Origin of the sequence: Collinsella sp. AF39-11AT, assembly GCF_003474585.1 — a bacterium.
Taxonomy (GTDB): Bacteria; Actinomycetota; Coriobacteriia; order Coriobacteriales; family Coriobacteriaceae; genus Collinsella.
The window spans coordinates 12,985-39,379 of the sequence record NZ_QROG01000018.1 but is presented as its reverse complement, the minus strand read 5'-3'; the positions used below and the strand labels follow the sequence as shown (position 1 = coordinate 39,379).

Sequence of the window (26,395 nt, the reverse complement as noted above, 5' to 3'; positions counted from 1 at the left end):
ACCAAAAGGTCAGCGCCCTTTCGCTTCACGTCACCTTGGCGCAAATGCGGCTCGCTCGCTGTCGTATGCCTATCCTGCGACGTCTCAACCCTCGCAGCGGAAGATATCCAATCCCCTACGCTTGACGGTAATGATCGAAGAAGTCGGCGAGGTCCTCGAGCGACTCTTTGAGCACTTCCATACGCGGCAGGTACACGATGCGGAAGTGGTCGGGCTCGGCCCAGTTAAAGCCGCCGCCGCGGGTGATCAGGATCTTCTTCTCGTGCAGCAGGTCGAGGGCGAACTGCTCGTCATCTGTGATGTTGAATTTCTTGACATCCATCTTGGGGAAGATATAGAACGCCGCGCGGGGCTTGACCACCGAGATGCCATCGATCTTGCTGAGCGCCTCGTACACAAAGTTGCGCTGCTCATACACACGACCGCCAGGACGGATGTAGTCGTTGACCGACTGGTGTCCGCCGAGCGCCGTCTGGACGATTGACTGAGCCGGCACGTTGGAGCACAGGCGCATGTTCGAGAGCATGTTGATGCCCATAATAAAGTCGCTCATGCAGCGCTGGTTGCCCGAAAGCACCATCCAGCCAATACGATAGCCCGCGATCATATGCGACTTGGAAAGGCCGCTAAAGGTGACGCAGGGCAGGTCGGGGGCGAGTGATGCAATGGAGACGTGCTCGTAGCCGTCCATGCACAGGCGGTCGTAGATCTCATCAGCAAAGATCATCAGCTGATGCCTGCGTGCAACCTCGACGATACCCTCGAGCACCTCGCGCGGATAGACGGAACCCGTGGGGTTGTTGGGGTTGATGATGACGAGGGCTTTGGTCGCGCTCGTGATCTTGGACTCCATATCGGCCAGGTCGGGATACCAATCGGCCTGCTCGTCGCACAGATAGTGCACGGGATGTCCACCGGCAAGGGTTGCGCACGCCGTCCACAGCGGATAATCGGGGCTGGGAATCAGAATCTCGTCACCGTTATCGAGCAGCGCGTTCATCGAAAGCTGGATGAGCTCGGACACGCCGTTGCCCGTGTAGATGTGCTCCATCTGAACATTGGGCAGGCCCTTGATCTGCGAGTACTGCATGATCGCCTTGCGCGCGGAGAACAGGCCGCGCGAGTTGGAATAGCCTTCGCAGTCGGGCAGCTGCTGGCGCATGTCCTTAATGACCTCATCGGGCGTGCGGAAACCAAAGGGCGCCGGATTACCGATATTGAGCTTGAGGATGCGCTCGCCCTCGTCCTCCATACGGGCAGCCTCGTCGACGACGGGACCGCGCACGTCATACAGGACGTTATCGAGCTTGGTGGATTTAGAAAAAGTACGCATGGTGGTGCTCCTTGGAATTTGAGCTGAAGGACTAGGTTCGGATTTGGCAACGTTATGGGACGAGGACGTCTCGCCTCGATCGGCGTCACCGGCGAGCAGCCAGGTAACATCGACCTCCAAAATACGGGCGAGCAGCTCTGCCACATCACGCCGCGGGATCGTCTTGCCGCTCACATATTGGCTCATCTGACTCTTGCCGAGTTTTTTGCCGAGCATCTCCGATGCGCGGATCACGTCCGACTGGCGAACGTCGCGATCGGACATAGTCTGTCGCAGGCGATCGCTAAACGTCTCTTGGGCCACAGGAACCTCCTTGCTGGCAAAGTTCAATTTATAGGACACGAATTGAACCAAGGTTCAATTTAGCAAGCAGTATAGCGCCGTACCTAATTCGAAAGTTCAATTTCATAAGAAAACGTACCGAACTCCGAGATTTGCCCAAAGCGGACAATAACGTGCACGCGTTTAGAGGTATTCAAGGAATCGAGCAGCAGCAAGCGAAACGTCGGCCGTTCGATATATGGCGTTAATCTGCCGATGGGGACGTCCCTCGAGCGGACGAATGGCGACATTGAACTGGCAGCGCCGCAAGATGAGCGCCGGAAGGATGCTCACGCCCAAGCCGTCCTCGATCATGGCCATAATCGCATAGTCATCCCAGGTCGACAGTTTTGAGCGCACCGTCAGCCCCGCCCGACGGAACAGCGGCGTAATCTCGTCATCGGTGCCGCGTTCCAGCAGAATAAACTGCTCGTTGGCCAAATCGGCAAGTGAAACGGCCCCCTCACTAGCAAGCAGAGAGTCTGTCGGCACCACCGCCATCAACTCGTCGCGCACCAAAGATCGCGATGTCATGCCATTTTCTCGGGGCTCATGCGGGATAAAGCCCAGATCGCAGCGGCCCTGCGCCACCCATTGTTCAATCTCTGAATAGTCGCCCATCAGCAACTCGTAATCGACGTCTGGATAATCGGCGCGAAAACGCGCAATCACCGGCGGCAGTACGTGGGTCGCCACGCTCGAAAACGTACCGATGCAGATTTTGCCACGCATGAGCCCACGCATCTCATCCACACGCCGCTGCAAGCGAATGAATTCCTCGCAGAGCGCCTCGACAGCCGGCATGACCTGCCGCCCGTCGGCAGAAAGCGTCACGCCCTCGCGGCTGCGGTCGAGCACCTTAAAGCCCCAGTCGGCCTCGAGGTCGGCCACCATGCGGCTCACGCCCGATTGCGAATAGCTCAGGCGCTCGGCGGCGCGCGTAAAGCTTCCGGCGCGCACTGTCTCGAGCAGCACCTGCATCTTTTGAATATTCGTTTCCACGACACGCCTCCGCCTTTGCATGATGTTTTGTCATGTTATCCATGCATTATATTCGCTTTTCTTCTAAGGCAACCTCACCCATAGTGAACATGCAGGGATATGAAAGGGGCGGCTGCGCATGAACAACGGACTGATTACGTATTTAGCAGCATTGTTGTTGTTTGGCTCCAACGGCATCATTGCCGCGGCCATCGCGCTGCCGAGCTCCGATATCGTGCTGCTGCGCACCTTTCTGGGAGCCTTCTCGCTTGTCACCATCCTCGCCATCACCCAACGCCATAAACTGCAGGCGCCATCCCGCCCTCGCGAAGCTGTGGCCTTGATCCTCTCGGGAGCTGCGTTGGGCGCCAGCTGGATTTTTCTGTTCCGCGCCTATCAGACGATCGGCGTCGGCGTATCCTCGCTGCTGTACTACTGCGGCCCCATCATCGTCATGGCCCTCTCGCCGTTTATCTTTGGCGAAAAACTGACCGGGGGCAAAATCGCCGGCTTTATCGCCGTCGCCTGCGGCGCTTTTCTCGTTGCAGCGCAGGATCTCGGCGGCAACATGCCCATTGCGGGCATCGTCTGTGGCATTGCCTCGGCCTTCTGCTACGCGTTGATGGTCATCGCCAGCAAAGGCGCGCCACACATCGAAGGCCTCGAGAACTCTGCACTCCAGGTGAGCGCCGCCTTTGTGACCGCGCTGGTCCTCACGCTCGTCACCCAAGGCGCCCCCTCGTTCTTTTCCCCCGGTATCGCCGCAAGCATCGATTGGCGTGCCGTCGCTATGCTCGGCGTCGTCAACACCGGCGTCGGCTGCCTGCTTTACTTTAGCGCCGTCGCCAGGCTGCCCGTGCAGACCGTCGCGGTTGTCGGCTACCTCGAGCCGCTTTCGGCCGTTGTGTTCTCCGCCATCCTTTTGAGCGAAGGCATAACGCCGGTCCGCCTGATGGGCGCCGCGCTCATCATCGGCGGCGCGGTCTTTTGCGAACTCGCCGGCAAACGCGCAAGCACCAAGGCTGGTATCGCCCAGGCAGCGCGCGCTTAAGGGACATTTTCTCGGGGCGCATGCGGGATAAAGCCCAGGTCGCAGTGGCCCTGCACCTCACGGGAGATGCAGGGCCATTTTGCATTGCAGTAAAGCTATGGGCTACGAACGACGCGGCTCGGGAACCACGAGCCTATCGGGGCTCGCGCCCTCGGCATCCATCAGGCTCACGTAGCGAATCGATGGGTCATCGTAGGTCGCGTAGTAATAATTGCCCGTACGCGCGCTAAAGCATCCGGTGTAGATGGTCTTCTCGAACTTGCCGTCGCCCATCTTGGACGCTCCCTCGATCATCGCCACGCCCTCGAGCGAGCGGAACATGCGGACGACGTTTTCGGCCTCGCTGCCCTTTTGCGGGTAATTGGCATTGAGGTAGGCCGCCTTTACAAAACGGCTCGGCGAATAGCAGTCGCCCGGAATACCGCGCATGCCGGCACCAGCGCCATAGGGCTTGAGCTCGGCGGCGCGCCATGTCGCCGTCTGCGGAAAATCGCTGGTGGCGGTGATATAGGTGCGCAGGTTTTCCATATGCCACGGGAAAGTCGGCTGGTTGGCAAGGGTATCGACCGGGTCGTCGTATACATGCAGGCCGTCGGCCATCATCTCGACCACGATACTGCGCTGGCTGTCGCCGATAATCCAATGGAGCAGCGACACGCCCAGGCCCTCGCCGGCAGATTTGGCGACAATCACCGTATCGCGCAGTGCAGCCTCGGCCTCGTCGACCGTCGAGAACGTCGCCGCCACCCACAGGGGAAACTCGTAGGCCGCGATATTGGTCTTGCCATCAACCGGCCCCTCGGCATACTCGGCATAGCCGGGAAAGTTGAGCCCCGCCACAGCCAGGCCCGCATCGTTGCCGCAATCGAAAAACATGGGATAGTTCTTGTAATCGATACACATACCGATTACCGCATGCGCCGCCGTCGCATCGTCGATAAACGAGTACGGGATGTGGAACCCGCGGGGCACCACGCGAACCTGCTCGCCGTATCCAAAGCTCCAGTCGAGGTTGCGGCCCAGATACATGTGGCCGGAATTATCGGTAAATCGAATGCTCGTGCACATAGCGCCTCCTAGCTCAATGTTCTTACTAAGGTCATTGTCACCAAACAAAGGAGCGCTAAACAAAAAAGTCCGGACATGACAACAATGTCATACCCGGACTAAAAACGACGAGGTGCGGTGCTTTGGTCCCCTTAGACCAACTTTCCAAGACAGTGATCAATCATGTGCTGGATCATTTGCGCCTCAAAGCCTGCGTAATCGCGGCGGCACTCCTTCATCTTGCCGTCGACGATCTGGTCAAAGGCAACCTTGCACTTGATATAGCGCGTGGACTTGGTGACCTCCTCGTGCGTCAGGCAGCTCTCCTCCATCTTGCTGGCGCCCAGGCCAAACACCAGACGGGGGTTGTAGAGCACGTGGGGCTCGCCGGCGTCGTCCAGGTAGACGCAGACCTTCTTGGTAACGCCAATCTGGTTAGCGGCAAGGCAGCCGGCATCGTCGAGCGACTTGATGGTATCGATCAGGTCCTGAGCAACCGACTCGTCCTCGACGGTCGCAACCTCGCAACGCTGGGACAGGATAGCCTCGTCGTGGCAAAGCTCTTTAATCATACGTTCCTCCATAGGGGTCGTTGTAACCGCTTAAGTATACGGTACCTACACAATTTCATGCGAAAGATACCGCCCGTCCGTTACAAACCGCCGAACATCAACATGTGAGGAACACCAACTTCACAAAGGCGATATAGTGGATGGGTTCGTGTCAATCGGCCTAAACTCGGGGCCGAACAAGGAAAGGGTATGCATGGACGAACTTTTTCACGTCAGTGAGCGCAAGTCCACAATCGGGACCGAACTTCGCGCTGGACTGACAACGTTCCTGGCGATGGCTTACATCATCGCCGTCAACCCCGCAGTGCTCTCGGGCGCCGGCATCGATGCGGGAGCGCTCGCCTGCGCCACTTGCCTGGGCGCCGGCATCATGACCATCTGCATGGGCATCTTCGCCAACCGTCCGCTCGCATGCGCGTCGGGCCTGGGCATCAACGCCATGATTGCGGGCATCACCACCACCATGTGCGGCGGTGACTGGCACGTGGCCATGAGCGTCATCTTCCTCGAGGGTGTCGTCATCTTGCTGCTCGTCCTTTGCGGCCTACGCGAGGCCATTATGGACGCCATCCCCGTGGTTCTGCGCCACGCTATCTCGGTGGGCCTGGGTCTGTTCATCGCCATGATCGGCCTGTGCGACGCCGGCATTATCACCGCTGGCGCCGGTACACTCGTCGGTCTGGGCGACATCACCTCCCCCGCCTTTATCGTCGGCATCATCTCCATCGTCGTGACGGTTGCCCTGGCCTCCCGCAACGTGCCGGGCTCGCTGCTCATCGGCATCATCGTCGCCGTTATCGCCGGTATCCCGCTGGGCGTCACCCATGCCCCCGAGGGCCTCATCGCCCCGCTCAACTTCTCGACCTTTGGCGCCCCGTTTGCCAACACGGCCGATGGCAACATTGCCATCGTGAAGGTTCTGACCGACCCGATGCTGCTCGTCGTTGCCTTCTCGCTGCTCATGAGCGACTTCTTTGACACCATGGGCACCGCCATGGCCGTCGCCAAGCAGGGAGAGTTCCTGACCGAGGACGGCAATGTCGAGGACATCCGCCCCATCTTGGTCGTTGACTCCGTGGCCGCCGCTGCCGGTGGCTTTATGGGCGTCTCCTCCATCACCACCTTCGTCGAGTCCACTTCCGGCGCTGCCGACGGTGGCCGCACGGGTCTCACCTCCGTCACGACCGGCGTGCTGTTTATCCTCGCCGCGTTCTTCTCCCCCGTCGTCTCCATCGTTTCCAGCGCCGCCACCTGCGGTGCCCTGGTCTATGTCGGCTACCTCATGATGAGCGAGGCCACCGAAATCGACTGGTCCGATGTCTCGCAGGGCTTCCCGGCGTTTATGATCGCCGCGGGTGTGCCCTTTACCTACTCCATCTCTGCCGGCATTGGCCTGGGCTTTATCGCCTATGTGGTCGTCGCGCTCTTTAAGGGCGAGGCCTCCAAGATCAAGCCGCTCATGTGGATCGCAGCTCTTGCCTTCCTCGTCTACTTCTTCGTAGCGTAACGGCAAAGCTGCCAAAGCAGAACACCAAAGCGCGGAGTCGCATCGAGCGGCTCCGCGCTTTTCTTTTAAGCCCAGGCAACGCACGGACGCGCGATATATTGCTTCCCAAGTTTTGGACATTTTGCCCTCCAAACGGCACTACCGCCGGCCACATTCTGTAGATATGCTGGGCGTAATCGCATAGGCCCTATGAGGATGGGAGTAACCATGGCCGCCTTGTTCACGACCCCCAAGCGCAATGACAAAACCTCTGGAGCCCATTTTGTCGAGCCCGACGTGCGCCGTCGCACGCTGCTCGCACACGGCAGCTGGCGCCGCGTGACGCGCCGCATCGTTGTAGGCGCCGTATGCGCGCTTACGGTGAGCTCTCTGCTCATGCCGAGCATCTCGCTCGCGGCGGAGTGGGTCAACGTCGGCGGCACCCAGTACAATTACGGCACTGAGGCGGGCGACGCCGCCGGCACCTGGTCATGGGACGGTGCCGACGACATGAAGCTCAACAACTATAACGGCGGTGCAATCGAGGCCGCAGGCAAGCTCAACGTCAATTACTCGGGAAACAACACCGTCACCAACGGCGACGGCCACGGCATCTCGGTTGAGGATGGCAATGCTGAGAGCGCCGAGCTTAACATCCAGGGCGGTGCATCCGACACGCTCAGCGTGACGTCGTCTAGGGACACCATCACCTCCGACGGAGACATCAACATCGACGGAGCCGGCACCGTCAACGCCACGAGCACCAAGTCTGACGCCATTGACGCCGAGGGAGACATCACCATCAAGGGTTCGGGCACCGTCAACGCCACAGGCAAATCGGATGCCATCAGGGCGAGTGGCAATATCACGATCGACAACAGCGGAAACGTCACCGCCAAGGCCACCAGGGATGAGGGTATCCAAACTGGCGAGACCCTCACCATCAAGGGCGGCGGCAAGGTAGAGGCCAGCTCTATCGAAGACGTGGCGATTTGGTCTGGTGGCAACATCGATATCTCGGGCGGTAGCCAGGTCAAGGCAAACTCTAAGGAAGACTATGCCGTTAAGGCCATAGGCAGCCTCACGGTCTCGAACGCATCCCTTAACGCACATGGTGTTGGATACGGCATCTATACCTACAAGGGCATCACGATCGATGGCGCAACCGTGACGGTCCGTGCAAGTGCAGGGAGCGGTGAAGCCAGCGCCCTCTTCACCGACGAGGACGACATCGTCATCAAGAACGGCTCGACTGTGGATGCGTTCGCAGAAGACCAATTCTCGACCGCAATCTCCACCAGAAACTACAACCCCAACGAAGCGGGTGGTCACATCTACATTAGCGACTCCGTTGTCAAGGCTATAGCCCGCTATGTCGAGTCCGGTAGCGACAGCCCTGACCACTACAGCAACGACCAAAGCAGCGTGGTCATCCCTGAGCCTAGGGGTCTGAACATCGGTATCTTCGCCCAGACCAGCGAGGGCATCACGCCCGCGACTATTTCGATCGTCCGCAGCAAGGTCACTGCCGAAGGAGACACGGCGGCGATCTTCGCCCTTGCCATGAGCGCGGACGGCAAGGCAATCGGCACCATCGAAATCGAAGGCTCCACCATCCTGACGCCTGAAGGCGGCAAGGTCATTGACTATCGCAACAAAGAAGAGCTCAGCAACGGCGACATCTACGAAGCGGGTCAAACCATCGGCACGGGCGACGCCACGATCCACTCTCCCTATGACGCCGCTGTCGCCAAGAGCACGGTCATCGCGCCTCCCGAGGAGATCAAACCCGAGGAGAAGCCAGGCGAGACCAAGCCCGAGGGTTCCAAGTCCGAGGGCACGAAGACGACCAAGACCGTTGCAGTTGCAGCCACGGGAGCCAAGACCGCCGGCAAACTCGCGGCAACCGGCGACGCCTCGAGCGCAGCCATCGTGGCAGCCGCCCTTGCGGGAACAGCCGCCATCGCCGCGGGCACCGTGGTGAGCCGCAAGCGTGCATAGACGCCTCGATCTTTAACGCACGGGGCGGCACCCCCGAATACGCCTAGTCCGCACGCCGTTTAGCAACGCCACCGCCAAGCTCCCCTCCGGCGGTGGCGTTTCCTGTTTGCACTCGTATGGCGCACACGCGAGCGGAGTCGCAACAAGCGGCTCCGCGCTTTGTGATTAATGCCCGACAACGCGTAGGTGCGCAGCTTATTCCTCTTCCGGATTTTGGACATTTTGCCCTCCAAACGGCACTACCGCCGGCAACATCCAGCAGATACGCTGAATCTAGCCGTATAGGCCCTATGAGAACGGGAGCAACCATGGCAGCCTTGTTCACGACCCCCAAGCGCAATGACACTACCGCCGGAACCCATGTTGCCGAACCCGACGTTCGCCGTCGCATAGGACTCGCGCACGGCAGCTGGCGCCGCGTGACGCGCCGCATCGTCACGGGCGCCGTGTGCGCGCTCACGGTGAGCTCGCTGCTCATGCCGAGCGTCTCGCTCGCAGCGGAATGGGTCAAGGTCGGCGGCAACAAGTACAACACCGCGGCGAGCGACGAGGCCGGTACCTGGTCGTGGGACGGCGCCGACGACTTGAAGCTCAACAACTATAACGGCGGCGAGATCCAGGCCGCAGGCAAGCTCAACGTGAATTACTCGGGGACCAACATCGTCACTGCCGAATGGATCGAAGGCATCAACGTTTCTCATGGCACTAACGAGAACGCCGAGCTCAATATCCAAGGCGACGCGGGCAGCACGCTCAGCGTGACATCTACTGAGGACGCTATCCTCTCCACGGGTAATATCAACATCGACGGAGCCGGATCCGTCAACGCCACGAGCACTGGGTTTGACGCCATAAATGCCGGGGGTGATCTCGCTATCAAAGGTTCGGGCAACGTCAACGCCACGGGTGCATCGGATGGCATCAGGGCAAACGGTAATATCACGATTGACGACAGCGGAGCCGTCACCGCCAGGACTACCGAGGACAAGGGTATTGGAACCGACAAGAACCTCACCATCAAGGGTGGCGGGACGGTCGAGGCAAGCTCAGCTGATGGTGAGGCCCTTTGGAGCGGCGGCAATATCAACATCTCGGACGGCAGCCAGGTCAAGGCAAGCTCCGAGAAAGACGCTGCCGTCGAGGCCAAGGGCAGCCTCGCAGCCACAAACGCCTCCCTCAACGTAAACGGTGTTGAATATGGCGTCTATGCCCACAAGGGCATCACCCTCGATCATGCAAACGTGACAGTCCGCGCAAGTAAAGGCAGATACGGTAGCGCCATTGCCCTCTTCACCTACCCAGACGATATCGTCGTCAAGAACGGCTCCACCGTGGACGCGTTTGCGGAAGGCGAGGTTTCGGCTGCATTCTCCACCAGAAGCGATCGACCCAACGAGGAGGGTGGCCACATCTACATCAGCGACTCCGTTGTCAAGGCCATAGCCCGCTATGTCGAGAACGGCGACGGCCCCATCCCCTACAGCGAAAACCAAGATGGCGAGACGAGCCCCGAGCCCCAAGGCGAGAACATCGGCATCATCGCCCAGACCAGCGAGGGCGTCACACCCGCAGTCATCTCGATCATCCGCAGCAAGGTAACGGCCGAAGGAGATACAGCGGCAATCTTTGCCCGTGCCATGAGCGCTGACGGCAAGGCAATCGGCACCATCAAGATTGAGAACGCCGCCATCCAGACGCCCGAAGGCGGCAAGGTCATTGACTATCGCAAGCTCCGTGACGGCATCTACGAGGCAGGCCAAGCCATCGGCACGGGCGACGCTGTGATCGACTCCCCCTATAACGAAGCTGTCGCCAAGAGCATGGTCATCGCACCTCCCGAGGTAGCCAAGCCGGAAGACCCCAAGCCCGACGAGACCAAGCCCGCAGAAAGCAAGCCCGCGGAGTCCAAGCAGAACCCCAAGCCTGAGGGCTCAAAGCCGACCAAGGCCGTTGCGGCTTCAATCACGAAAGCCAAGACTACCGGCGTGCTCGCGGCAACCGGCGACACCTCGGGTGCGGCCATCGTGGCAACCGTCCTTGCGGGAACAGCCGCTATCGCCGCAGGCACCATGGCGAGCCGCAAGCGCTCTTAGACGCCTCTGCGCACATGGCAGCTCCCGCGAAGGCTCCGAGTCCCAGCACCGTTTAACAACGCCACCGCCGAGCTCCCCTCCGGCGGTGGCGTTTTCCATATGCGTCCGCAGGGTATGCACGAGATTGTCTTTGGTCTAGCCCAACCTGCATGAGCCGGCGTGCGACAATGGGGGCCGTCGATATCACAACGCCGAGAGAAGCCCGTCATGGAAGCGCATCAAAAGCAGATAACCGTTTATTCGAATCATACGGAAAGCGCGCCTGTCATCTACCTTCCTGTGGTCGTGGGCGACGGCAGCGAGGTTTATAAGTGTTGCCGAGAGCTCAACTGTCCGCCATTCGCCCTTGTCACCATTGGCGGGCTCGATTGGAATCGCGAGCTGAGCCCCTGGGCATGCGACGGGACCGTACGCGATGCCGAACCTTTCGGCGGCCAAGCTGCCGATTTTCTTGATGAGCTGCTGAATCAGATAATCCCCCAGGTCGAGTCGTCGCTTCCTCAGCCGCCCACCTGGCGCGGCATTGCCGGTTACTCGCTCGCGGGCCTCTTCGCACTCTGGTCCCTCTGGCAAACCGACGCCTTTGACCGCGCCGCGAGCGCATCGGGGTCGCTATGGTTTCCCGACTTTGTCGATCGCGCCAGCACGGCGCCATTTGCCAGCAGCCCGCAGGCTGTCTATCTGTCGCTCGGTAAAAAGGAGGCCAAGACTCCCAACCGCATGATGCGGCACGTACTCGACGATACGCGCGCAATGGAAAAGCTGCTCGGCGAACGTGGTATTCCCACGACGCTGGAGCTCAACCCCGGCAATCACTTTTCCCAGACCGACTTGCGCATGGCCCGCGGCATCCACTGGATACTGACGCATTAAATATGGTGCCCACGCGCATATACGCATGGGCACCATATCTTGTTTTAGCTGAACACAGCTGCTACTCAGCAGCCTCCTCAAGCTCGGAGACATCAAACTCAAAGTCGTTGCCCGGTAGGATGGCATTGAGCACAATGCCCACCAGCGAACCCACGGCAAGGCCCGAGAGCGAAATGGTCACGCCGCCCAGCTCCAACACGATAGCTCCGGCAGTGCTGTACGCAATGCCGAGCGAAAGCACCAGCACCAGGGCGGCCACCAGCACGTTGCGGTTGTTCTGGAAATCGACCTGGTTCTCGATGAGGTTGCGGACGCCCACGGCGCTGATCATGCCATAGAGCACGAGAGACACGCCGCCGATCACACACGCCGGCATGGCCGCAATGACAGCCGCGAACTTGGGGCAGAACGAGAGCACAATGGCACAACATGCGGCAATGCGAATCACGCGCGGGTCAAACACACGCGTTAGGGCAAGCACACCGGTGTTCTCGCCATAGGTGGTGTTAGCTGGAGCGCCAAAGAGCGATGCGAGAATGGTCGCCAGGCCGTCGCCAAGCAGCGTGCGATGCAGGCCAGGATCGGCGATGTAGTTACGCTCGCAAGTGGAGCCGATAGCCGAGATATCACCGATATGCTCGATCATGGTCGCAAAGGCCAGCGGCATAATGGTGATGATGGCCGTCGTGGCAAGACCGCTATCGAACTGCGGGCCAAAGAGCGCAAACACGGTGTTATCCCACACGACGGGCAAGCCAACCCAGGGAGCGGCTGCGACGCCCGAGAAATCAACCTCGCCGAGCGCAGTCGCAACGGCATAGCTCACCACAACGCCCAGCAGAATCGGCACGATCTTGACCATGCCACGGCCCCAGATGTTGCAGATGACGATCACCGCCACAGCGACAACGGCAACAAGCCAATTGGTCTGGCAGTTGGCGATGGCAGAGCTTGCCAAGATCAGGCCGATGGAAATGACGATGGGGCCAGTCACCACCGGCGGAAAGAAGCGCATAACGCGCTTGGCACCAAACGCGCGAAACAGGGCCGCCAGCACCGGATAGAGCAGGCCGGCACAGGCTACACCTAGGCAGGCGTAGGGCAAAAGCTCGGCCTCGCCGTTGGGCGCAATCGCGGCATAACCGGCAATAAAGGCAAACGATGAGCCCAAAAATGCCGGCACCTTACCACGCGACAGGAAGTGGAACAGCAGCGTGCCCAAGCCGGCAAACAAAAGCGTTGGCGACACCGAGAGGCCGGTGAGCACGGGCACCAGCACCGTGGCGCCAAACATGGCAAACAGATGCTGCAGGCCGAGCAAAAACATGCGCGGACGGCCGAGCGACGATGCGTCGTAGATGGCATCGGTGACGGCGGGCGTCGAAGACTGGGACATGGATGTCCTTTCGAATGGAAGGGCGATCGGGCATATCGGATAACCTGCCCGAACGATACGATCCGAACCATTGTACGCGATGCACCATGTCTCGCACGCGCCGTCACCTGCGAACGTTACTGCTACTTCCAAACGCGCTCGGCAATGCGTTTGACCAGCGCGATCTTTGCCCATTGCTCGTCCTCGGTCAACTTGTTGCCAATCTCGCAACTAGCAAAACCGCACTGGGGCGACAGATACAGGTTCTCGAGCGGAACATACTTTGCAGCCTCGTGAATACGCTCGACGATGGCATCCTCGTCCTCAAGCTCAGCGGCCTTGGTGGTCACTAGGCCCAACACGACCTTCTTGCCGGGGGCAACGTACTTGAGCGGCTCAAAGCCACCGGCACGCGGAGTATCGAACTCAAGGTAAAACGCATCGACGTTCTCGTGTGCGAACAGGTACGGCGCGATGGGGTCATAGCCGCCCTCGAAGGCATAGGTGGAGTGGTAATTACCACGGCACACATGCGTGTTGATGACCAGGTCGTCGGGCTTGCCCTCGATGGCGGCGTTGTTGAGCGCCACGCCCAGCTCGGACACCTTTTGCAGGTCGACCGGGCTCATACCAGTCTTTGCCACAAAGTCGGTATCGCAATAGATGCCCCAGGTGCAGTCATCAAATTGAACGTTGCGGCAGCCTGCGGCATACAGGTCGGCAATCACGGTGCGGTAGGCCGCCGCGATGGCGTCGGCAAGTTCCTCATCGGTCTTATAGACAGCGCGCAGGCTCTCCTGCTGGCCATCGCAGCGGTCGAGCGTAACCTCCGAGAACGTCTGGATCGGCGCCGGAATGGTCTGGCGTGCAACGTGGCCCTCCCCCTCGAGTGCCTTGACAAACTTAAAGTGCTCGACGAAGGGGTGGTTCTCGCCGCTGATGGGGCCGGTCACCACGGCGGTGTCAGCCGTGGTCTCCTCGTCGTGGAACATATAGCCCGTACGCGAGGTGCGGCGTTCAATGCCGTTGAGCCCCCACATAAAGTCGAGGTGCCAGTAACTGCGACGAAACTCGCCATCGGTAATCACCTGCAGACCGGCGGCCTTTTGCTTGTCCACCAGGTCGCGAATAGCCTCATCCTCGACGGCCTTAAGCCCCTCGGCATCAAGCGTGCCTGCCGCATAGGCAGCGCGGGCATCCTTTACGGCCTGCGGACGAAGAAAGCTGCCGACGATATCAGCGCGAAACGGCGCGTTCGGTTGAATTGAAGTGCTCATAGATATCTCCCTTTGCATTGGTTGCTTTACTGGGACAGAGTATGAGCGCTCATATAGCCATCGTAAAATATACGTTTATAACAGTTTGATATAGATGCTTCCTATATCAGTTGGGACTGCCATGAAGAGATTTGACCTGTACAGGACGCAGCAGTCTAGATATGCTGACGAATCACGTCGATATAGGCCCGACCGTAGCGCGTAAGCGTCGTGTTCTTGCGCGTGATGATGCCAATCTCCATGTACTCGTCCACGTCGAGCGGAATCGAGATAATGCCGGGGCCGTTGAGCTCGTGGCTGATCACGCCCGAGCATACCGTGTAGCCGTTGAGGCCCATGGCCAAATTGAACAACGTCGCACGGTCGCGCACGCGGATATTCTTGCGACGCTCAAACGTCGAGGTCAGCTCCTCGGAATAGTAAAACGAGTTGTAGCTGCCCTGCTCGTAGGACAGGAACGGGTAGTCTTCCAGATCCTCGAGCGTCACGCTGGAGCGGTCCGCCAGCGGATGGTCGGCACAGACGAAGATATGCGGCGTGGCGCAGAAGAGCCCTTCGAACACGAGCTCGTTGGCCGCCAGCATGCGCTCGATGACCTCGCGGTTGTGCTCGGACAGATACAGGATGCCCAATTCGCTTTTCATATGCGCGACGTCCTCGATAATCTCGTGAGTCTGCTCCTCGCGCAGGGTAAAGTCGTAGCGCGCGGCATCGAACTCACGGATCACATCGACAAACGCGTTAACGGCAAAGGAATAATGCTGGCAGCTCACACTAAAGTGCGGCACCTGCTCGGACTCGCCCTTGTACTTGCCTTCGAGCAGATCCGCCTGGTCGAGCACCTGGCGCGCGTAGCCCAAGAAGGTCTCGCCCTCCTCGGACACAATGACACCCTTGTTGGTGCGCTCAAAGATGTGCACACCCATCTCGTTTTCGAGATCGCGGATCGACGCGGTAATCGAAGGCTGCGACACAAAGAGCCGGCGCGAGGCCTCGGTGATGCTGCCGCATTCGGCAACTTTGACGACATACCTGAGCTGTTGAAGCTTCATGATGGCCTCCCTAGACGTCCGCGATACCCGAACCCGCCGCATCTGCCTGACGCATAAACGACGGCATCTCCCCCGTCGCGGCGCAGGCGGCAATCTGATGCAGAGCCCCGGCAACCGCATCGTCTGCCGCAGCGCCGATATGCCAGCGTGCGGCAGCCGTGACGGCCTCGTTGGCATTGGCGACTGCAACGGAGTTGGGGACGGCACCGATCATGGGCAGGTCGTTATCGGAATCGCCAAATACGGCCACCTCGTCGGACGTCAGGTCCAAAGCGCGCGCCAGCTCCAGCGCAGCGCAACCCTTGTCCCAACCTGCTGGAAGAATGTCGAACAGGCGCACACGATTGTTGGGAAACACAAGCGAGAGTTCCGGCACCTCAGCGGCAACGCGCTCGCGTAGCTCCGCGAGCTCCTCACGCGAACGAGCACTCCAGATATTCGCCTTGAACACCGACGCGTCATCGACGACAGGACGGCACGGGGCCTCTTCGCCCTTGAGCCATGCGTTGCCGCCCGACTCCATGGCGCGGCGCACGCGCTCGGGGTCGCTCGTCACACAATAGGCATCGTTGCCCCAAAAGTCATCACCCAGGCCGTAGACCTTCAGATACGTATCGTCGGTCTCTTGCTCCAAGTAGTCAGCCAAGCGCATAAGGGCGGCGTTGTCGGTCGCATGCGAGGCTACCACCTCGCCGTCCACAAACATGACCTGGCCGTTGCAGAACGCGCCGGTCGAGAAGCACTCGGCGCGATTGCGGAACATCCAGCCCATCGCGGAGGGCTGGCGACCCGAAACCGGGCCAAAGTGCAGACCCGCCGCCTGCATGGCATGAATGCCCTCGATGGCGTAGTCGCTGGCGCCGTCATGCCCGGCTGGAATCAGCGTATCGTCCATATCGGTCAGCACAAGTTTAATCATAAGGCCCCCTCGGTCATTCTTAATCCCGTCTATTGTACCGACCTGCCAAAAAGAGACAGGTTTATATTGGCAGGTTTTATCTGGGAAAACGCAAAGCCCCAGTTGTTACCTGCCAAAATAAACCTGTCCCTTTTTGGCAGGTGCGCTAGTATAGGGAACAACAGATTCGATGCGGGAGTGCCGGCGGTGCAAACCACAAGGCTGAGAGGGCATGGGGCCCAATCCTTTGAACCTGTCAGTTAATGCTGGCGTAGGGAGCATGCCGCCTTTTTAGGGGCGCTGTCTATGCACAGCGCCCCTTTTCTATGCCAAGGAGGCATGTGCAGTGATCGATTCGAAACAGCTCAAGCAAAACGTGGTCAAGGCCGTGGAGGAGATTCGCGCCACCAATCCGATGGCGGGCTCCATCACCAACACGGTGACGATTGACTTTGTCGCCAACGCGCAGCTCGCCGTGGGTGGTTCGGCCGCCATGGTCTATCTGCCCGACGAGGGCGAGGCGCTCGTTGCCGGCGGCGGCGCCATCTATCTGAACATGGGCACACTCTTCCCCATCTACGAGCAGACGATTCCCCGCGCGGCCAAGGCGGCCCACGACGCCGGCAAGCCCTGGGTGCTCGATCCGGTTGGACTGGGCATCGGCAGCCTGCGCACCCAGCTGGTAAACGAACTCAAGCAGTACAAACCCGCCATCGTGCGCGGCAACGCCTCCGAGATCATCGCGCTCGCCGGCCTGTGGGGCCTTGAGGGCGAAGCGGCCGATCTGAGCCGCGTGCGCGGCGTCGATACCACCGACACGGTAGACGCCGCCCGCGATGCCGCCGTGGCGCTCGCCCGCTACACCGGCGGCGCCGTAGTGGTCTCGGGCGAAGTCGACCTGATTACCGACGGCACGACCGTGGCCAAGTCCCACGGCGGCAGCCCGCTCATGTCCAAGATCACCGGCTGCGGTTGCTCGCAGGGCGGCGTGTTGGCCGTGTACGCCTGCGCCACCGACCCGTTTACGGCGGCCATCTGCGGCACCGCCGTCTACAACGTTGCCGGTACGCGTGCCGCCGCCGTTGCCGAAGCCCCGGCAAGCTATAAGGTCGCCTTTATCGACGAGCTCTACCGCGCAACCGCCCAGGACATTGCCGACAACCAACTCGAGCTCGAGGAGGCATAAGCCATGTCCGAGCCCGCAACCAATGCCGGCATGAACACCCTGGTCGCCGTGGCCATCGCCCCGTGCGGCACCGGTGACGAGCTATCCGCCGAGATCGCCGAGGTCGTGCGCGTCATTCGCGAGAGCGGCCTTCCCAACCGCACCACCTCGATGTTCACCGAGATCGAGGGCGACTGGGACGAGGTCATGCAGGTCGTGCGCGACGCGACCTTTGTGTTGGCGAGCAAGGGCATCCGCACCGAAGTCGTGCTCAAAGCCGATATTCGACCCGGATTTACCGACACCATGACCGGCAAACTCGAGCGCATGGAAGCGCAGATCAAAAAGCAGGAGGAAGCACGATGAGCATCCGCGACAACCTTGATATCTCGGCCTATCTGGTACTCGGCCCCGAAAACACCCTCGGACGCCCCGTGGGCGATGTGGTGGCCCAGGCGCTCGACGCCGGCTTTACCTGCATTCAGGTGCGTTCCAAGGTGGCAAGCGCCCGCGAGATCATCGCACTGACGGGCGATGCCGCGCAGGCCATCGCTCAGGCCGGCAAAACCGGGCAGGTCGCGCTGCTGATCGACGACCGCCTTGACTGCGTACTTGCCGCACGCGAGCAGGGTATTGCCGTCGACGGCGTGCATGTTGGCCAGAGCGACATCCCCGTCGAGGTCTGCCGCAAGCTGCTGGGTCCCGATGCCATCGTGGGCCTTTCCGCCCGCTGCGAGGAGATGCTCGAGTACGTCAAGACCGCCGACATGAGCCTGGTCGATTACCTGGGCGTAGGCCCGCTCCACGAGACCGAAACCAAGCGCGACTGCGGACGTGCGGCCGACGGCTCCATCATCACCAAGAGCTTTGAGGACCTGGCCGCCCTCCATGCGGCAAGCCCCGTCCCCATTGTGGTGGGCGGCGGCGTCAAGACGGCCGATCTGCCGCAACTCAAGTCCACCGGCGTCGACGGCTTCTTTGTGGTGAGCGCCGTCTGCAGCGCCGACGACCCCTACGCCGCAGCCGAGGAGCTCGTCGATACCTGGCAGCAAGCATAGACCTATGCCGAGCAGTTGCTCCGCAGCCTCATATCTTCAAGAGCGGAAAGCGCATCCCAGTTTGGACGTCCATTCTGGGATGCGCTTTCCATATAGAGGGCCAGCGGAAAACGCATCCCATTCCAAGCGCAAATTTTGGGATGCGGTTTCCGCGACCGCCCCCTCGCGGAAACCGCATCCCAGTCTGAGCGCATATTCCGGGATGCGCTTTCCGTAGCAGCCCTTACCCCGCCAGATACGCTTCCAGCGCGGGCAACGTCGCCTCCGCATCGCGACGGCCGATCTGATAGATGCGTTCGAGTTCCTCGGGCTCGCGGCACAGCGACGGCACCTTCACCGATTCGCTCGGCCGCACCACAAAGATCTCGCCAGCGGCCTCGCGACGCGCCAGGTCGTCGAGCGTGGCGTTATATACCTCGTGCCGGTGCTCAAGCGCCGCAACAAACTCCGGATAGTGACGATACACGCGACGCAGCATAGGCATCACGCTATTGGGCTGCTTTACAAAGCCCGCCGGCTGCGTCAGCACCACCACGTTGCGGTCATAGCCCTGCGCAAACAGCCATGCGCTGGGAATGGAATCGGCAACGCCGCCATCCAGGTACTTGTGCCCCTCAATGGCAACGGGTCGTGTTGCCACGGGAATCGCCGACGACGCCCGGATCCACTCGATATCATGCTCATCACCGTAAGGCAGGTCATGGTAGACGGCCTGCCCCGTCTTAAGATCGGTACATACGCACGTAAACCGCATGGGGCAGGCGCGATATGCCTCCAGATCGATGGGATCGCGCTCGATGGGTACCTCATGATAGGCAAACTCGGCATTGAACATATCGCCGGTTCGCAACCAGCTCGTCACGCTCGCATAGCGCTTGTCGGCGCAATAGGCCTTGTTGTAGCGAATGGCGCGGCCGATCTGGCGCGATTTAAAGTTGTAGCCAAACGCCGCGCCCGCCGAGACACCCACCATATGGTCGCAGGTTAAGCCGTGCTCCATCCATACGTCGAGCACGCCCGCCGTATACATACCGCGGTAGCCGCCTCCCTCGAGCGCAAGCCCCACCGTGGGCGTCGTATCTGGCTGTGCCATGCGACCATCTCCGTTCCTGCGTTTTAAAACGAAACAAGTATACCCGTCAACATATATCGCCTCAGTCGCATTTTCATCGAACATCGTCGCGTTACCGTTTGGCGAATAATGGCGAATAATGGCCGCCCGCAACATGGGCACCCCTGCATAATTCCATACACTTGTTTATACTACTCAGTAGTTATCAGCAACGAACGTCAGCCGACAAATAAACCCAACGACGCAGCAAGGCGGGGGCTTGGAAACACGCGAGGCGTTGAGCAACAACGCGTGTGCACAACGAGCTCGCCCGACGCAATCCGCCCCGACCCCAGAAAGCCGCCTACAGCATGGATACCCCCAGCAATTACACTGAAACGCTCGAAAAGACCGTCCGCGACCTTCTCAAGCGTCAGGAGGATCTGGTCAGGACCGCCTTTACCGACCAGCTTACCGGGCTTGGCAACCGCGGCGGCTTTGCCCGTTCCCTCGAGGAGCTCTGGGAGCAGGACACCCCCGTTACCATGGCGTACATCGATATCGACAATCTCAAGCACTGCAACGACATCTTTGGACATGACGAGGGCAACCGCTATATCTTGCAGGTGAGCCTCTATCTCAAACTGTATATGAAGGTGGACGAGGCGGCATTTCGTCTGGGGGGCGACGAGTTCGCCATCCTATCTGCGATTGCGACCGAGGACGACCTTGCCGAACGTCTGGAACACTGCCGAACGGTACTGCTCGAAAACAACGCTTCCAAGATGCCTCACTCGTTTAGCTACGGAGTGGCACACGCCGACCCCGCCCTGGGCGAAGCCCCCAATCGCTTGACGAACGATGCCGACCATCGCATGTACGACTACAAGCTACGTCATGCCGTGCACCTTGATCGACGCAATATCGCACAAGCCCACACCGACGACTTCGAAATAAGCGATCGCATTTTCGACGCCCTTTCGATGCTCAACGAAGGCCGATATTTCTTTATCGAGAACTTGGACAAACATCGAACCCTTTGGTCACAAGGCGCCTTGCGCGATCTTGGTCTTCCTTCGGAGCATATAGACAACTGCCACGATTACTGGAAAACGCGTGTCCATCCCGATGACCTTGAGGCCTATACCAACGACATCGACCAAATCTATGACGGCTCCAAACATCGCCACGTCATGCAGTACCGCGTGCGCAATGCCGCCGGCGACTACATCCTCGGCCGTGCTCGCGGGTTTCGTATCGACGGCGACGGAAATGTCCCCTCGCTCTATGTCGGCGAGCTCGTCAACCACTCGCTTGCCGAGACCGTCGACGCCGCCACGGGCCTCGGAATGCAGCGCACGCTGATCAACGCTATCGATGCCTGCCGTCGCGACCATTGCAAGACGGGGCTTATAGCAGTGCGCGTTCGCGGCACGGCAAAGCTCAACGAGCTCTACGGGGCCGAGGCCGTCGACAACATGCTCGCCGAATACGCAGGCCGCATGCTGTCGATTACTCGCGGCAGGAGTCGCGTCTTCCGCTCACGCAACGCCCAGTTCGTCGTGCTTAGCAACAATTTGGATCACGAAGCATTCGAGCAACTGATCCAACATCTCAAAGAGGCCGTTTTCGCTCCCGTTCGAATCGCGGACGACACCATTACCCCCGTCTGTCTTGTCGTTCCGGCCTTTTACGAGCACCTGACCAATCAAACGGCCGCCGTTTTAGGCGAACTCGACCGTCGCATTCGCACGGCCGGCGGGCTTGTTCCCAACGACAGCCTCCCCATACCCGAGGTGGAGCGCAAAAACGCCATCGCCGAACGCATCGATTCGCTCACGGGTCTCTATCGACCCAGCGAGTTTATGCGCCGCGCCAACGAATTTCTCGAGACAAGGCGCAACGGCGCCTGGTGTATCGCCACCGTCGATATGGGACACATGCGACTGTTCAACGAATGGCACGGACAGGCCGAGGGCGACCGCATGCTCGCCGATGTGGGCACGGTCCTCAAGGACATCGAGAATGCCAACATGGGCGTCGCAGGGTACTGGGGCCAAGACGACTTTTGCATACTCATCCCCTTTGAACACGACACCGTCCATCAGATCTATAGCCGCGTTCGCCAGGCCGTGGCCAAGTATGATGACGGCGTGGGATTCTGGCCGTCCATGGGCGTCTACCCCATCGACTCCAACGAGAAAATCACCATCGATGCGCAGGCCAAGGCCATGTTTACCAATCGGCGCGCAAAAAACGACTTTAAGGAGCGCATTGCCATTTTCCGCCCCGAGGAGTACGAGCGCGAAATCGCGTTCCACCGCACGCTGACCGAATTCCAGTACGCGCTCTCCAACGGCCGTATTACCTACTACCTGCAGCCCCAGGTCGACATGGAAACCGGCGAGATCATTGGCGCCGAAGCGCTCACGCGCTGGATCGACAAGGATGGCTCCCTCATTTCGCCCGCCACCTTTATCCCCGCTCTCGAAGAAAGCGGTTTTGTGGTGACGCTCGACAAATACGTTTGGCAGGGCGTTGCCTTGTGGCTGCGCGAGCGCATCAATCGGGGGCTTCGCGTGGTTCCGATCTCGCTTAATGTGTCGCGCGTGGATATCCTCGCCTGCAACGTTGCCGAGCATATGGGAGCGCTCGCCGCCCAATACAACCTGCCGCCCGAGCTCATGCGCATCGAGATCACCGAGACAGCTTATACGGGAGAGTCCGAGGCCGTGGATAAACTAACGGCCGACCTGCACACCCGCGGCTTCTCGACCTATATGGACGATTTTGGCACCGGCCAGTCCACGCTCGCGATGCTCAAGAACGTCAACGTCGACGTCATCAAGCTCGATCGCACGTTTGTGCCCGATAACGGCGATGAGGGCCGCAGCGTGCAAATCATCTCATCAATGCTCGAGATGGCGCAGTCACTCCATCTGCCCGTTGTGATCGAAGGCGTCGAGACGGACAAGCAGGCAAACATGCTGCGCCACATGGGCGCCCGCTACGCTCAGGGATTCCTCTACTACCGCCCCATGCAGGCGGAGGATTTTGAGGCATTGCTCGATGGTGGCAACGACAACTAATACGCTCGCACGCAAAACGCCACCGTCGAGGGGAGCATTTGTTCCCATGAGCTAACTAATACTCCAATCTAAACCGAATTGGAAGTAAGATACAAACCATTGTTCCATCCAAGGAGGCAATCCATCATGAACGAGTCGTATCGCCTGGGCGAGCAATCAATCATCGCTCATCTTCAGCGACTTGCGAACGGGGCCTCAACCACCGAGCTCGATGTTGCCGCGCTGCCCCCGGAGCTGCGTGCCATCGGTGAGCAACTGCAGAAAACGCTCGCCATCCTGCAACAAGAACGTGAGTTGCTTGAGCACGGCGCCTATATCGACTCGCTCACCAATCTTGGCAACCGTGGCGGACTCGACCGCCATGTCGATCAGCTCTGGCGCAAAGGCACCCCCTTCACCTGTGCCTATATTGACATCGATCGCCTCAAGCATTGCAACGATAAGTTTGGCCACGCCGATGGCAATCGCTACATTCTGAGCATCTGCCGCGCACTCACCGAGACAATGGAGCACGATGAGTTGCTGTTCCGTATCGGTGGAGACGAATTTGTACTTATATCCCCCACGACAAACGAAGCCGAGCTCGAGCAGCGCCTGGAGTGGACGCGTGCCAATCTTATCGAGGCAACATCGGACGGCAAGGCGCCCATGATCGCCAGCTTTAGCTTTGGCTGCTCGCGCGTCGACCCGCTTGCAGGCGATACGCGTCGCCAGATGACAAAGGACGCCGACCGCAAAATGTATCGCTACAAGCTCATGTACCGTGTGCAACAACCGGAAGAAGGCGATGCGCTGCAACGCCCGATCACCGAACAACCCCCCTGCAACGACCGAGTGTTTCAAGCGATCTCCATGAGCTCCGAGACACGCTATCCGTTCATCATTAACCTCGACACCGGCGAATCGCAATGGTCGGTTAATGCCGTGCGCGATTTTGACCTACCCTCCCAGCATCCCTACAACTCGCTCGATATATGGCTTGCCCGTGTTCACCCCGAGGACCGCGACAACGTACGTGCCGAGCTCGATATGGTGGTAAACGGCACGTGGCACTTCCACTGCATGCAGTATCGCGTCATGAATACCGCCGGAAAATACGCGCTTTGCGACTGCACGGGTTACCGCCTGGACGGCACCGATACCGAGCCCAACATGTATGTGGGCATTGTCACCAACCGAAGCTTGGCAGATACGACCGATTCCGTGACCGGTCTGGGCGATATCCACGCCCTGGTCAACGCCATTGGCGAGATGCGTCGCGTGGCACGAAACGCGGGCTTGATCGCCATTAAAATCGACGAAATCGCACAGGTCAATGCCCGCTTTGGCTTTGATGCAGGCGACCGCGTTTTGGCAGAAAGCGCCGCCTGCCTCATGGATTGCTCGCGCGGCAAGGGTCGTCTGTTCCGCTCGACCGGACCGATGTTCGTGGCGCTCTTTGACGAGCTTGATCCCGAAGAGACCGACGCGGTTGCAGACGAAATCGAACGGTTCTTGGGATCGCCCGTGCTCCTCGGCTCATTTGAATATCAGCCGCCCCTTCGCGTGGCGACGCTTCATCTGGACGCCGTCGACCGACAGCCCGTTTCCATTTTGAACGAACTTAATGCGCTGATTAAAGAGGCGCCACAGGTACCGGGCACCAAGCTGGACTAGCGTTATGGGGCGCATGATGGTTAATTTCCGATCTCGGGCGAACACATTGGGCAAATAGGCCGTACCCGCAGTTAGCCGAACGCCCCCCCGCAGTCCCTAGCGGGCCCGGGGGCACCGTTTCGATACTCTTGGTTTACTTTGCCTGATGCAAATAAGTGCTCAACAAGATAGAACCTATCCCCCGCCACGGATATGCCCTCGAGTAAATCTGTTAAGCCAAGCCTATCAAATTCTATTGACAATTGGCTGCATTGGTCCATTTTGTCGTCCAGCCACTTCCGCTGGCTATCGCCTCATAAACACAAACCTAACGAGCCGCACGAACGACAAAGAGGCCAAGCTGAACAGAAGTAGAACCAAAACTTCAAAAACGCTGGTATTCCAATCGCGTACCCAGCCCTCTACCGCCCACAAGAAAAACAGCAGCCCCATCCATAACGTCACAGAAGAAATCAGCTTTGCGTAGGGGCGTATATCAATCTCGCTCTCCCTTTTTGTGACATCATATCCAGCAATTGAGCAGAGCCATCTTCCTCTTCGGTATTGGATTGAAAGGACAATCAAGGCAATCGAAGTCATCAAGCAAACAGCATCCTCTGTTTCCATAGAGTTTCCTTTGCTTTCCATCCTAGTTACGCATTCACAATCGAATCAAACCAAGTATGAATTACTCGATAGCAACCGCCTTAGTATAAACCATAGCCGCCGCAGCAGCCCGCCTTCTAAGACCTCAGAGTTCGCCATCGAAGGCGACCTGCCCAGACTCCTCACAATCGGCTTGCATGAGGCCCCGAGCTCCAACATACTCTGGACCGTGTCCCTCTCGTACCTGGTGAGCGAGCCCGCCGTTGGCCCTCGGGGCCGGCTTCCCGGCCCCGAGAAACACTCGGATGAAGCTACCGATCGAGACGGGGCGCATGATGGGCGGTCGCTGGAATCGCGCCCCACGCCATCTGCCCGCTCGTGCGATAATCCTCCGCAGAAGTCACCGACAGCAGAGGGAGTTTGTGATGAAGGTTCTTTTGGTCAATGGCAGCCCCAAGGCAAACGGCAACACCGACCGCGCACTCGCCGAGATTGCCGAGCAGCTCAACGCAGAGGGCATTGAGACGCAGGTGTTTCAGCTGGGCGCCAAGCCTATTCGCGATTGCATCGGGTGCGGCCAGTGCGGCAAGCTCGATTGCCGCTGCACCTTTGACGACGATATGGTCAACGAGCTGATTGCCGCTGCCGAGCAGGCAGACGGCTTTGTCTTTGGTTCGCCCGTCTACTACGCGCATCCCAGCGGACGCATCCTCTCTGCCCTCGACCGTGCATTCTATGCTGGCAGCAAGGCCTTTGCGCACAAGCCGGGCGCCGCTGTCGCCGTTGCCCGTCGCGGTGGCACGTCGACCACCTTCGATGTGCTCAACAAATACTTCACCATCAACCAGATGCCCGTGGTGGCATCCACCTACTGGAACAACGTCTTTGGCGCCATGCCGGGCGAGGCCGCCCAGGACGCCGAAGGCCTTGCCACCATGCGAAACATCGGCAAAAACATGGCCTGGCTCCTACGTTGCATCGAGGCGGGAAAGGCCGCCGGCATCGAAGCCCCCCAGGCCGATCGCGCTAGGACCAACTTCATCAGGTAGAACGGCGGAACATAGATATGAATATTCAAATTTTCGGGACTAAGAAGTCCTTCGATACCAAGAAGGCCCAGCGCTATTTTAAGGAGCGACGCATTAAGGTGCAGTTTATCGACCTTAAGGAAAGGGAGATGAGCAAGGGCGAGCTCACGAGCGTGATGCAGGCGGTCGGCGGCATCGACAAGCTGCTCAACCCCAAAGCCAAGGACGAGGAGACGCTCGCACTCATCCAGCACCTCACCCCCAGCCAGCGCTTTGATAAGCTGCTCGAGAACCAGCAGGTTCTGGCCGAGCCCATCGTGCGCAACGGCAAGAAGGCCACCGTCGGTTATTGCCCCGATGTGTGGGGAGCCTGGGAGTAGCCTGTGTTATTTGCCGGCGCGTG

22 protein-coding genes and 1 riboswitch are annotated in these 26,395 nt (G+C 59.5%); of the genes, 12 read left to right on the top strand and 10 right to left on the bottom strand.

Going from position 1 to position 26,395, the window contains the following annotated elements; genetic code table 11:
• Positions 1–115: 115 nt before the first annotated feature.
• On the bottom strand, positions 116–1,597 hold the full coding sequence (locus DW037_RS07830; protein ID WP_117629664.1) for an aminotransferase class I/II-fold pyridoxal phosphate-dependent enzyme: 1,482 nt from the start codon (positions 1,595–1,597) through the stop codon (positions 116–118).
• A 201-nt stretch (positions 1,598–1,798) separates the two neighbouring features.
• Entirely contained in the window at positions 1,799–2,656 is an 858-nt protein-coding gene (locus DW037_RS07825; RefSeq protein ID WP_233503102.1) for a LysR family transcriptional regulator, read from the bottom strand.
• Positions 2,657–2,774: 118 nt separating this feature from the next.
• On the opposite strand from DW037_RS07825, the gene DW037_RS07820 reads away from it, so the two are divergent.
• On the top strand, positions 2,775–3,686 hold the full coding sequence (locus DW037_RS07820; protein WP_117629623.1) for a DMT family transporter: 912 nt from the start codon (positions 2,775–2,777) through the stop codon (positions 3,684–3,686).
• 102 nt (positions 3,687–3,788) lie between these two features.
• On the opposite strand, the gene bsh is transcribed toward DW037_RS07820, so the two are convergent.
• Positions 3,789–4,754, bottom strand: coding sequence for a choloylglycine hydrolase (bsh, locus tag DW037_RS07815; RefSeq protein ID WP_117636874.1), 966 nt, complete (start codon positions 4,752–4,754; stop codon positions 3,789–3,791).
• A gap of 131 nt (positions 4,755–4,885) precedes the next feature.
• Positions 4,886–5,305 (bottom strand): peptide deformylase, encoded by a 420-nt coding sequence (locus tag DW037_RS07810; protein ID WP_035137017.1) that lies wholly within the window; start codon positions 5,303–5,305, stop codon positions 4,886–4,888.
• Positions 5,306–5,498: 193 nt separating this feature from the next.
• On the opposite strand from DW037_RS07810, the gene DW037_RS07805 reads away from it, so the two are divergent.
• The 4 genes from DW037_RS07805 to DW037_RS07790 all read left to right on the top strand — a co-directional run bounded on the left by DW037_RS07805 (position 5,499) and on the right by DW037_RS07790 (position 11,758).
• Positions 5,499–6,812 (top strand): NCS2 family permease, encoded by a 1,314-nt coding sequence (locus tag DW037_RS07805; RefSeq protein ID WP_118373131.1) that lies wholly within the window; start codon positions 5,499–5,501, stop codon positions 6,810–6,812.
• Between the two features lie 207 nt (positions 6,813–7,019).
• A complete protein-coding gene (locus DW037_RS07800; RefSeq protein WP_158551666.1) occupies positions 7,020–8,792 on the top strand; it encodes a carbohydrate-binding domain-containing protein in 1,773 nt (590 codons plus the stop codon).
• Positions 8,793–9,100: 308 nt separating this feature from the next.
• Positions 9,101–10,885 carry a carbohydrate-binding domain-containing protein gene (locus DW037_RS07795; RefSeq protein WP_158551665.1) on the top strand — a complete coding sequence of 595 codons (1,785 nt, stop codon included), beginning with the start codon at positions 9,101–9,103 and terminating at the stop codon, positions 10,883–10,885.
• Positions 10,886–11,092: 207 nt separating this feature from the next.
• Entirely contained in the window at positions 11,093–11,758 is a 666-nt protein-coding gene (locus tag DW037_RS07790; protein ID WP_117629618.1) for an alpha/beta hydrolase, read from the top strand.
• A 61-nt stretch (positions 11,759–11,819) separates the two neighbouring features.
• On the opposite strand, the gene DW037_RS07785 is transcribed toward DW037_RS07790, so the two are convergent.
• The 4 genes from DW037_RS07785 to DW037_RS07770 all read right to left on the bottom strand — a co-directional run bounded on the left by DW037_RS07785 (position 11,820) and on the right by DW037_RS07770 (position 16,381).
• Positions 11,820–13,154 carry a uracil-xanthine permease family protein gene (locus DW037_RS07785; RefSeq protein ID WP_117629617.1) on the bottom strand — a complete coding sequence of 445 codons (1,335 nt, stop codon included), beginning with the start codon at positions 13,152–13,154 and terminating at the stop codon, positions 11,820–11,822.
• Between the two features lie 122 nt (positions 13,155–13,276).
• Positions 13,277–14,410, bottom strand: coding sequence for a 5-methyltetrahydropteroyltriglutamate--homocysteine S-methyltransferase (locus tag DW037_RS07780; RefSeq protein ID WP_233505683.1), 1,134 nt, complete (start codon positions 14,408–14,410; stop codon positions 13,277–13,279).
• 155 nt (positions 14,411–14,565) lie between these two features.
• Positions 14,566–15,462 (bottom strand): LysR family transcriptional regulator, encoded by an 897-nt coding sequence (locus DW037_RS07775; protein ID WP_118373129.1) that lies wholly within the window; start codon positions 15,460–15,462, stop codon positions 14,566–14,568.
• Between the two features lie 10 nt (positions 15,463–15,472).
• Positions 15,473–16,381 (bottom strand): HAD-IIB family hydrolase, encoded by a 909-nt coding sequence (locus DW037_RS07770; RefSeq protein WP_117629614.1) that lies wholly within the window; start codon positions 16,379–16,381, stop codon positions 15,473–15,475.
• A 163-nt stretch (positions 16,382–16,544) separates the two neighbouring features.
• A riboswitch (TPP riboswitch) is annotated at positions 16,545–16,655 on the top strand.
• A 51-nt stretch (positions 16,656–16,706) separates the two neighbouring features.
• Between DW037_RS07770 and thiM the strand changes: the two genes are divergently transcribed.
• The 3 genes from thiM to DW037_RS07755 are packed head-to-tail and all read left to right on the top strand — an operon-like array spanning position 16,707 to position 18,583.
• Positions 16,707–17,546 (top strand): hydroxyethylthiazole kinase, encoded by an 840-nt coding sequence (gene thiM / locus DW037_RS07765; protein WP_118373127.1) that lies wholly within the window; start codon positions 16,707–16,709, stop codon positions 17,544–17,546.
• A gap of 3 nt (positions 17,547–17,549) precedes the next feature.
• The gene (locus DW037_RS07760) at positions 17,550–17,891 is read left to right on the top strand and encodes a thiamine-binding protein (RefSeq protein ID WP_233542308.1); all 342 of its coding nucleotides are present in this window, start codon (positions 17,550–17,552) and stop codon (positions 17,889–17,891) included.
• A complete protein-coding gene (locus DW037_RS07755; RefSeq protein ID WP_117790768.1) occupies positions 17,888–18,583 on the top strand; it encodes a thiamine phosphate synthase in 696 nt (231 codons plus the stop codon). Before DW037_RS07760 ends, DW037_RS07755 begins: the two co-directional genes overlap by 4 nt.
• A 223-nt stretch (positions 18,584–18,806) precedes the next feature.
• On the opposite strand, the gene DW037_RS07750 is transcribed toward DW037_RS07755, so the two are convergent.
• Entirely contained in the window at positions 18,807–19,676 is an 870-nt protein-coding gene (locus DW037_RS07750) for a patatin family protein (RefSeq protein ID WP_118373125.1), read from the bottom strand.
• Positions 19,677–20,005: 329 nt separating this feature from the next.
• Here DW037_RS07750 and DW037_RS07745 point away from each other — a divergent pair, with 329 nt between their 5' ends.
• Positions 20,006–22,723 carry an EAL domain-containing protein gene (locus tag DW037_RS07745; RefSeq protein ID WP_118373124.1) on the top strand — a complete coding sequence of 906 codons (2,718 nt, stop codon included), beginning with the start codon at positions 20,006–20,008 and terminating at the stop codon, positions 22,721–22,723.
• A gap of 126 nt (positions 22,724–22,849) precedes the next feature.
• Positions 22,850–24,379, top strand: a complete 1,530-nt coding sequence (locus DW037_RS07740; protein WP_118373122.1) for a diguanylate cyclase domain-containing protein — start codon at positions 22,850–22,852, stop codon at positions 24,377–24,379.
• A gap of 285 nt (positions 24,380–24,664) precedes the next feature.
• On the opposite strand, the gene DW037_RS07735 is transcribed toward DW037_RS07740, so the two are convergent.
• The gene (locus DW037_RS07735) at positions 24,665–24,985 is read right to left on the bottom strand and encodes a DUF3784 domain-containing protein (RefSeq protein WP_117635527.1); all 321 of its coding nucleotides are present in this window, start codon (positions 24,983–24,985) and stop codon (positions 24,665–24,667) included.
• 404 nt (positions 24,986–25,389) lie between these two features.
• Here DW037_RS07735 and DW037_RS07725 point away from each other — a divergent pair, with 404 nt between their 5' ends.
• Positions 25,390–26,013 (top strand): flavodoxin family protein, encoded by a 624-nt coding sequence (locus tag DW037_RS07725; protein ID WP_117640601.1) that lies wholly within the window; start codon positions 25,390–25,392, stop codon positions 26,011–26,013.
• A gap of 17 nt (positions 26,014–26,030) precedes the next feature.
• Positions 26,031–26,372, top strand: coding sequence for an arsenate reductase family protein (locus DW037_RS07720; RefSeq protein WP_118373118.1), 342 nt, complete (start codon positions 26,031–26,033; stop codon positions 26,370–26,372).
• Positions 26,373–26,395 lie beyond the last annotated feature (23 nt).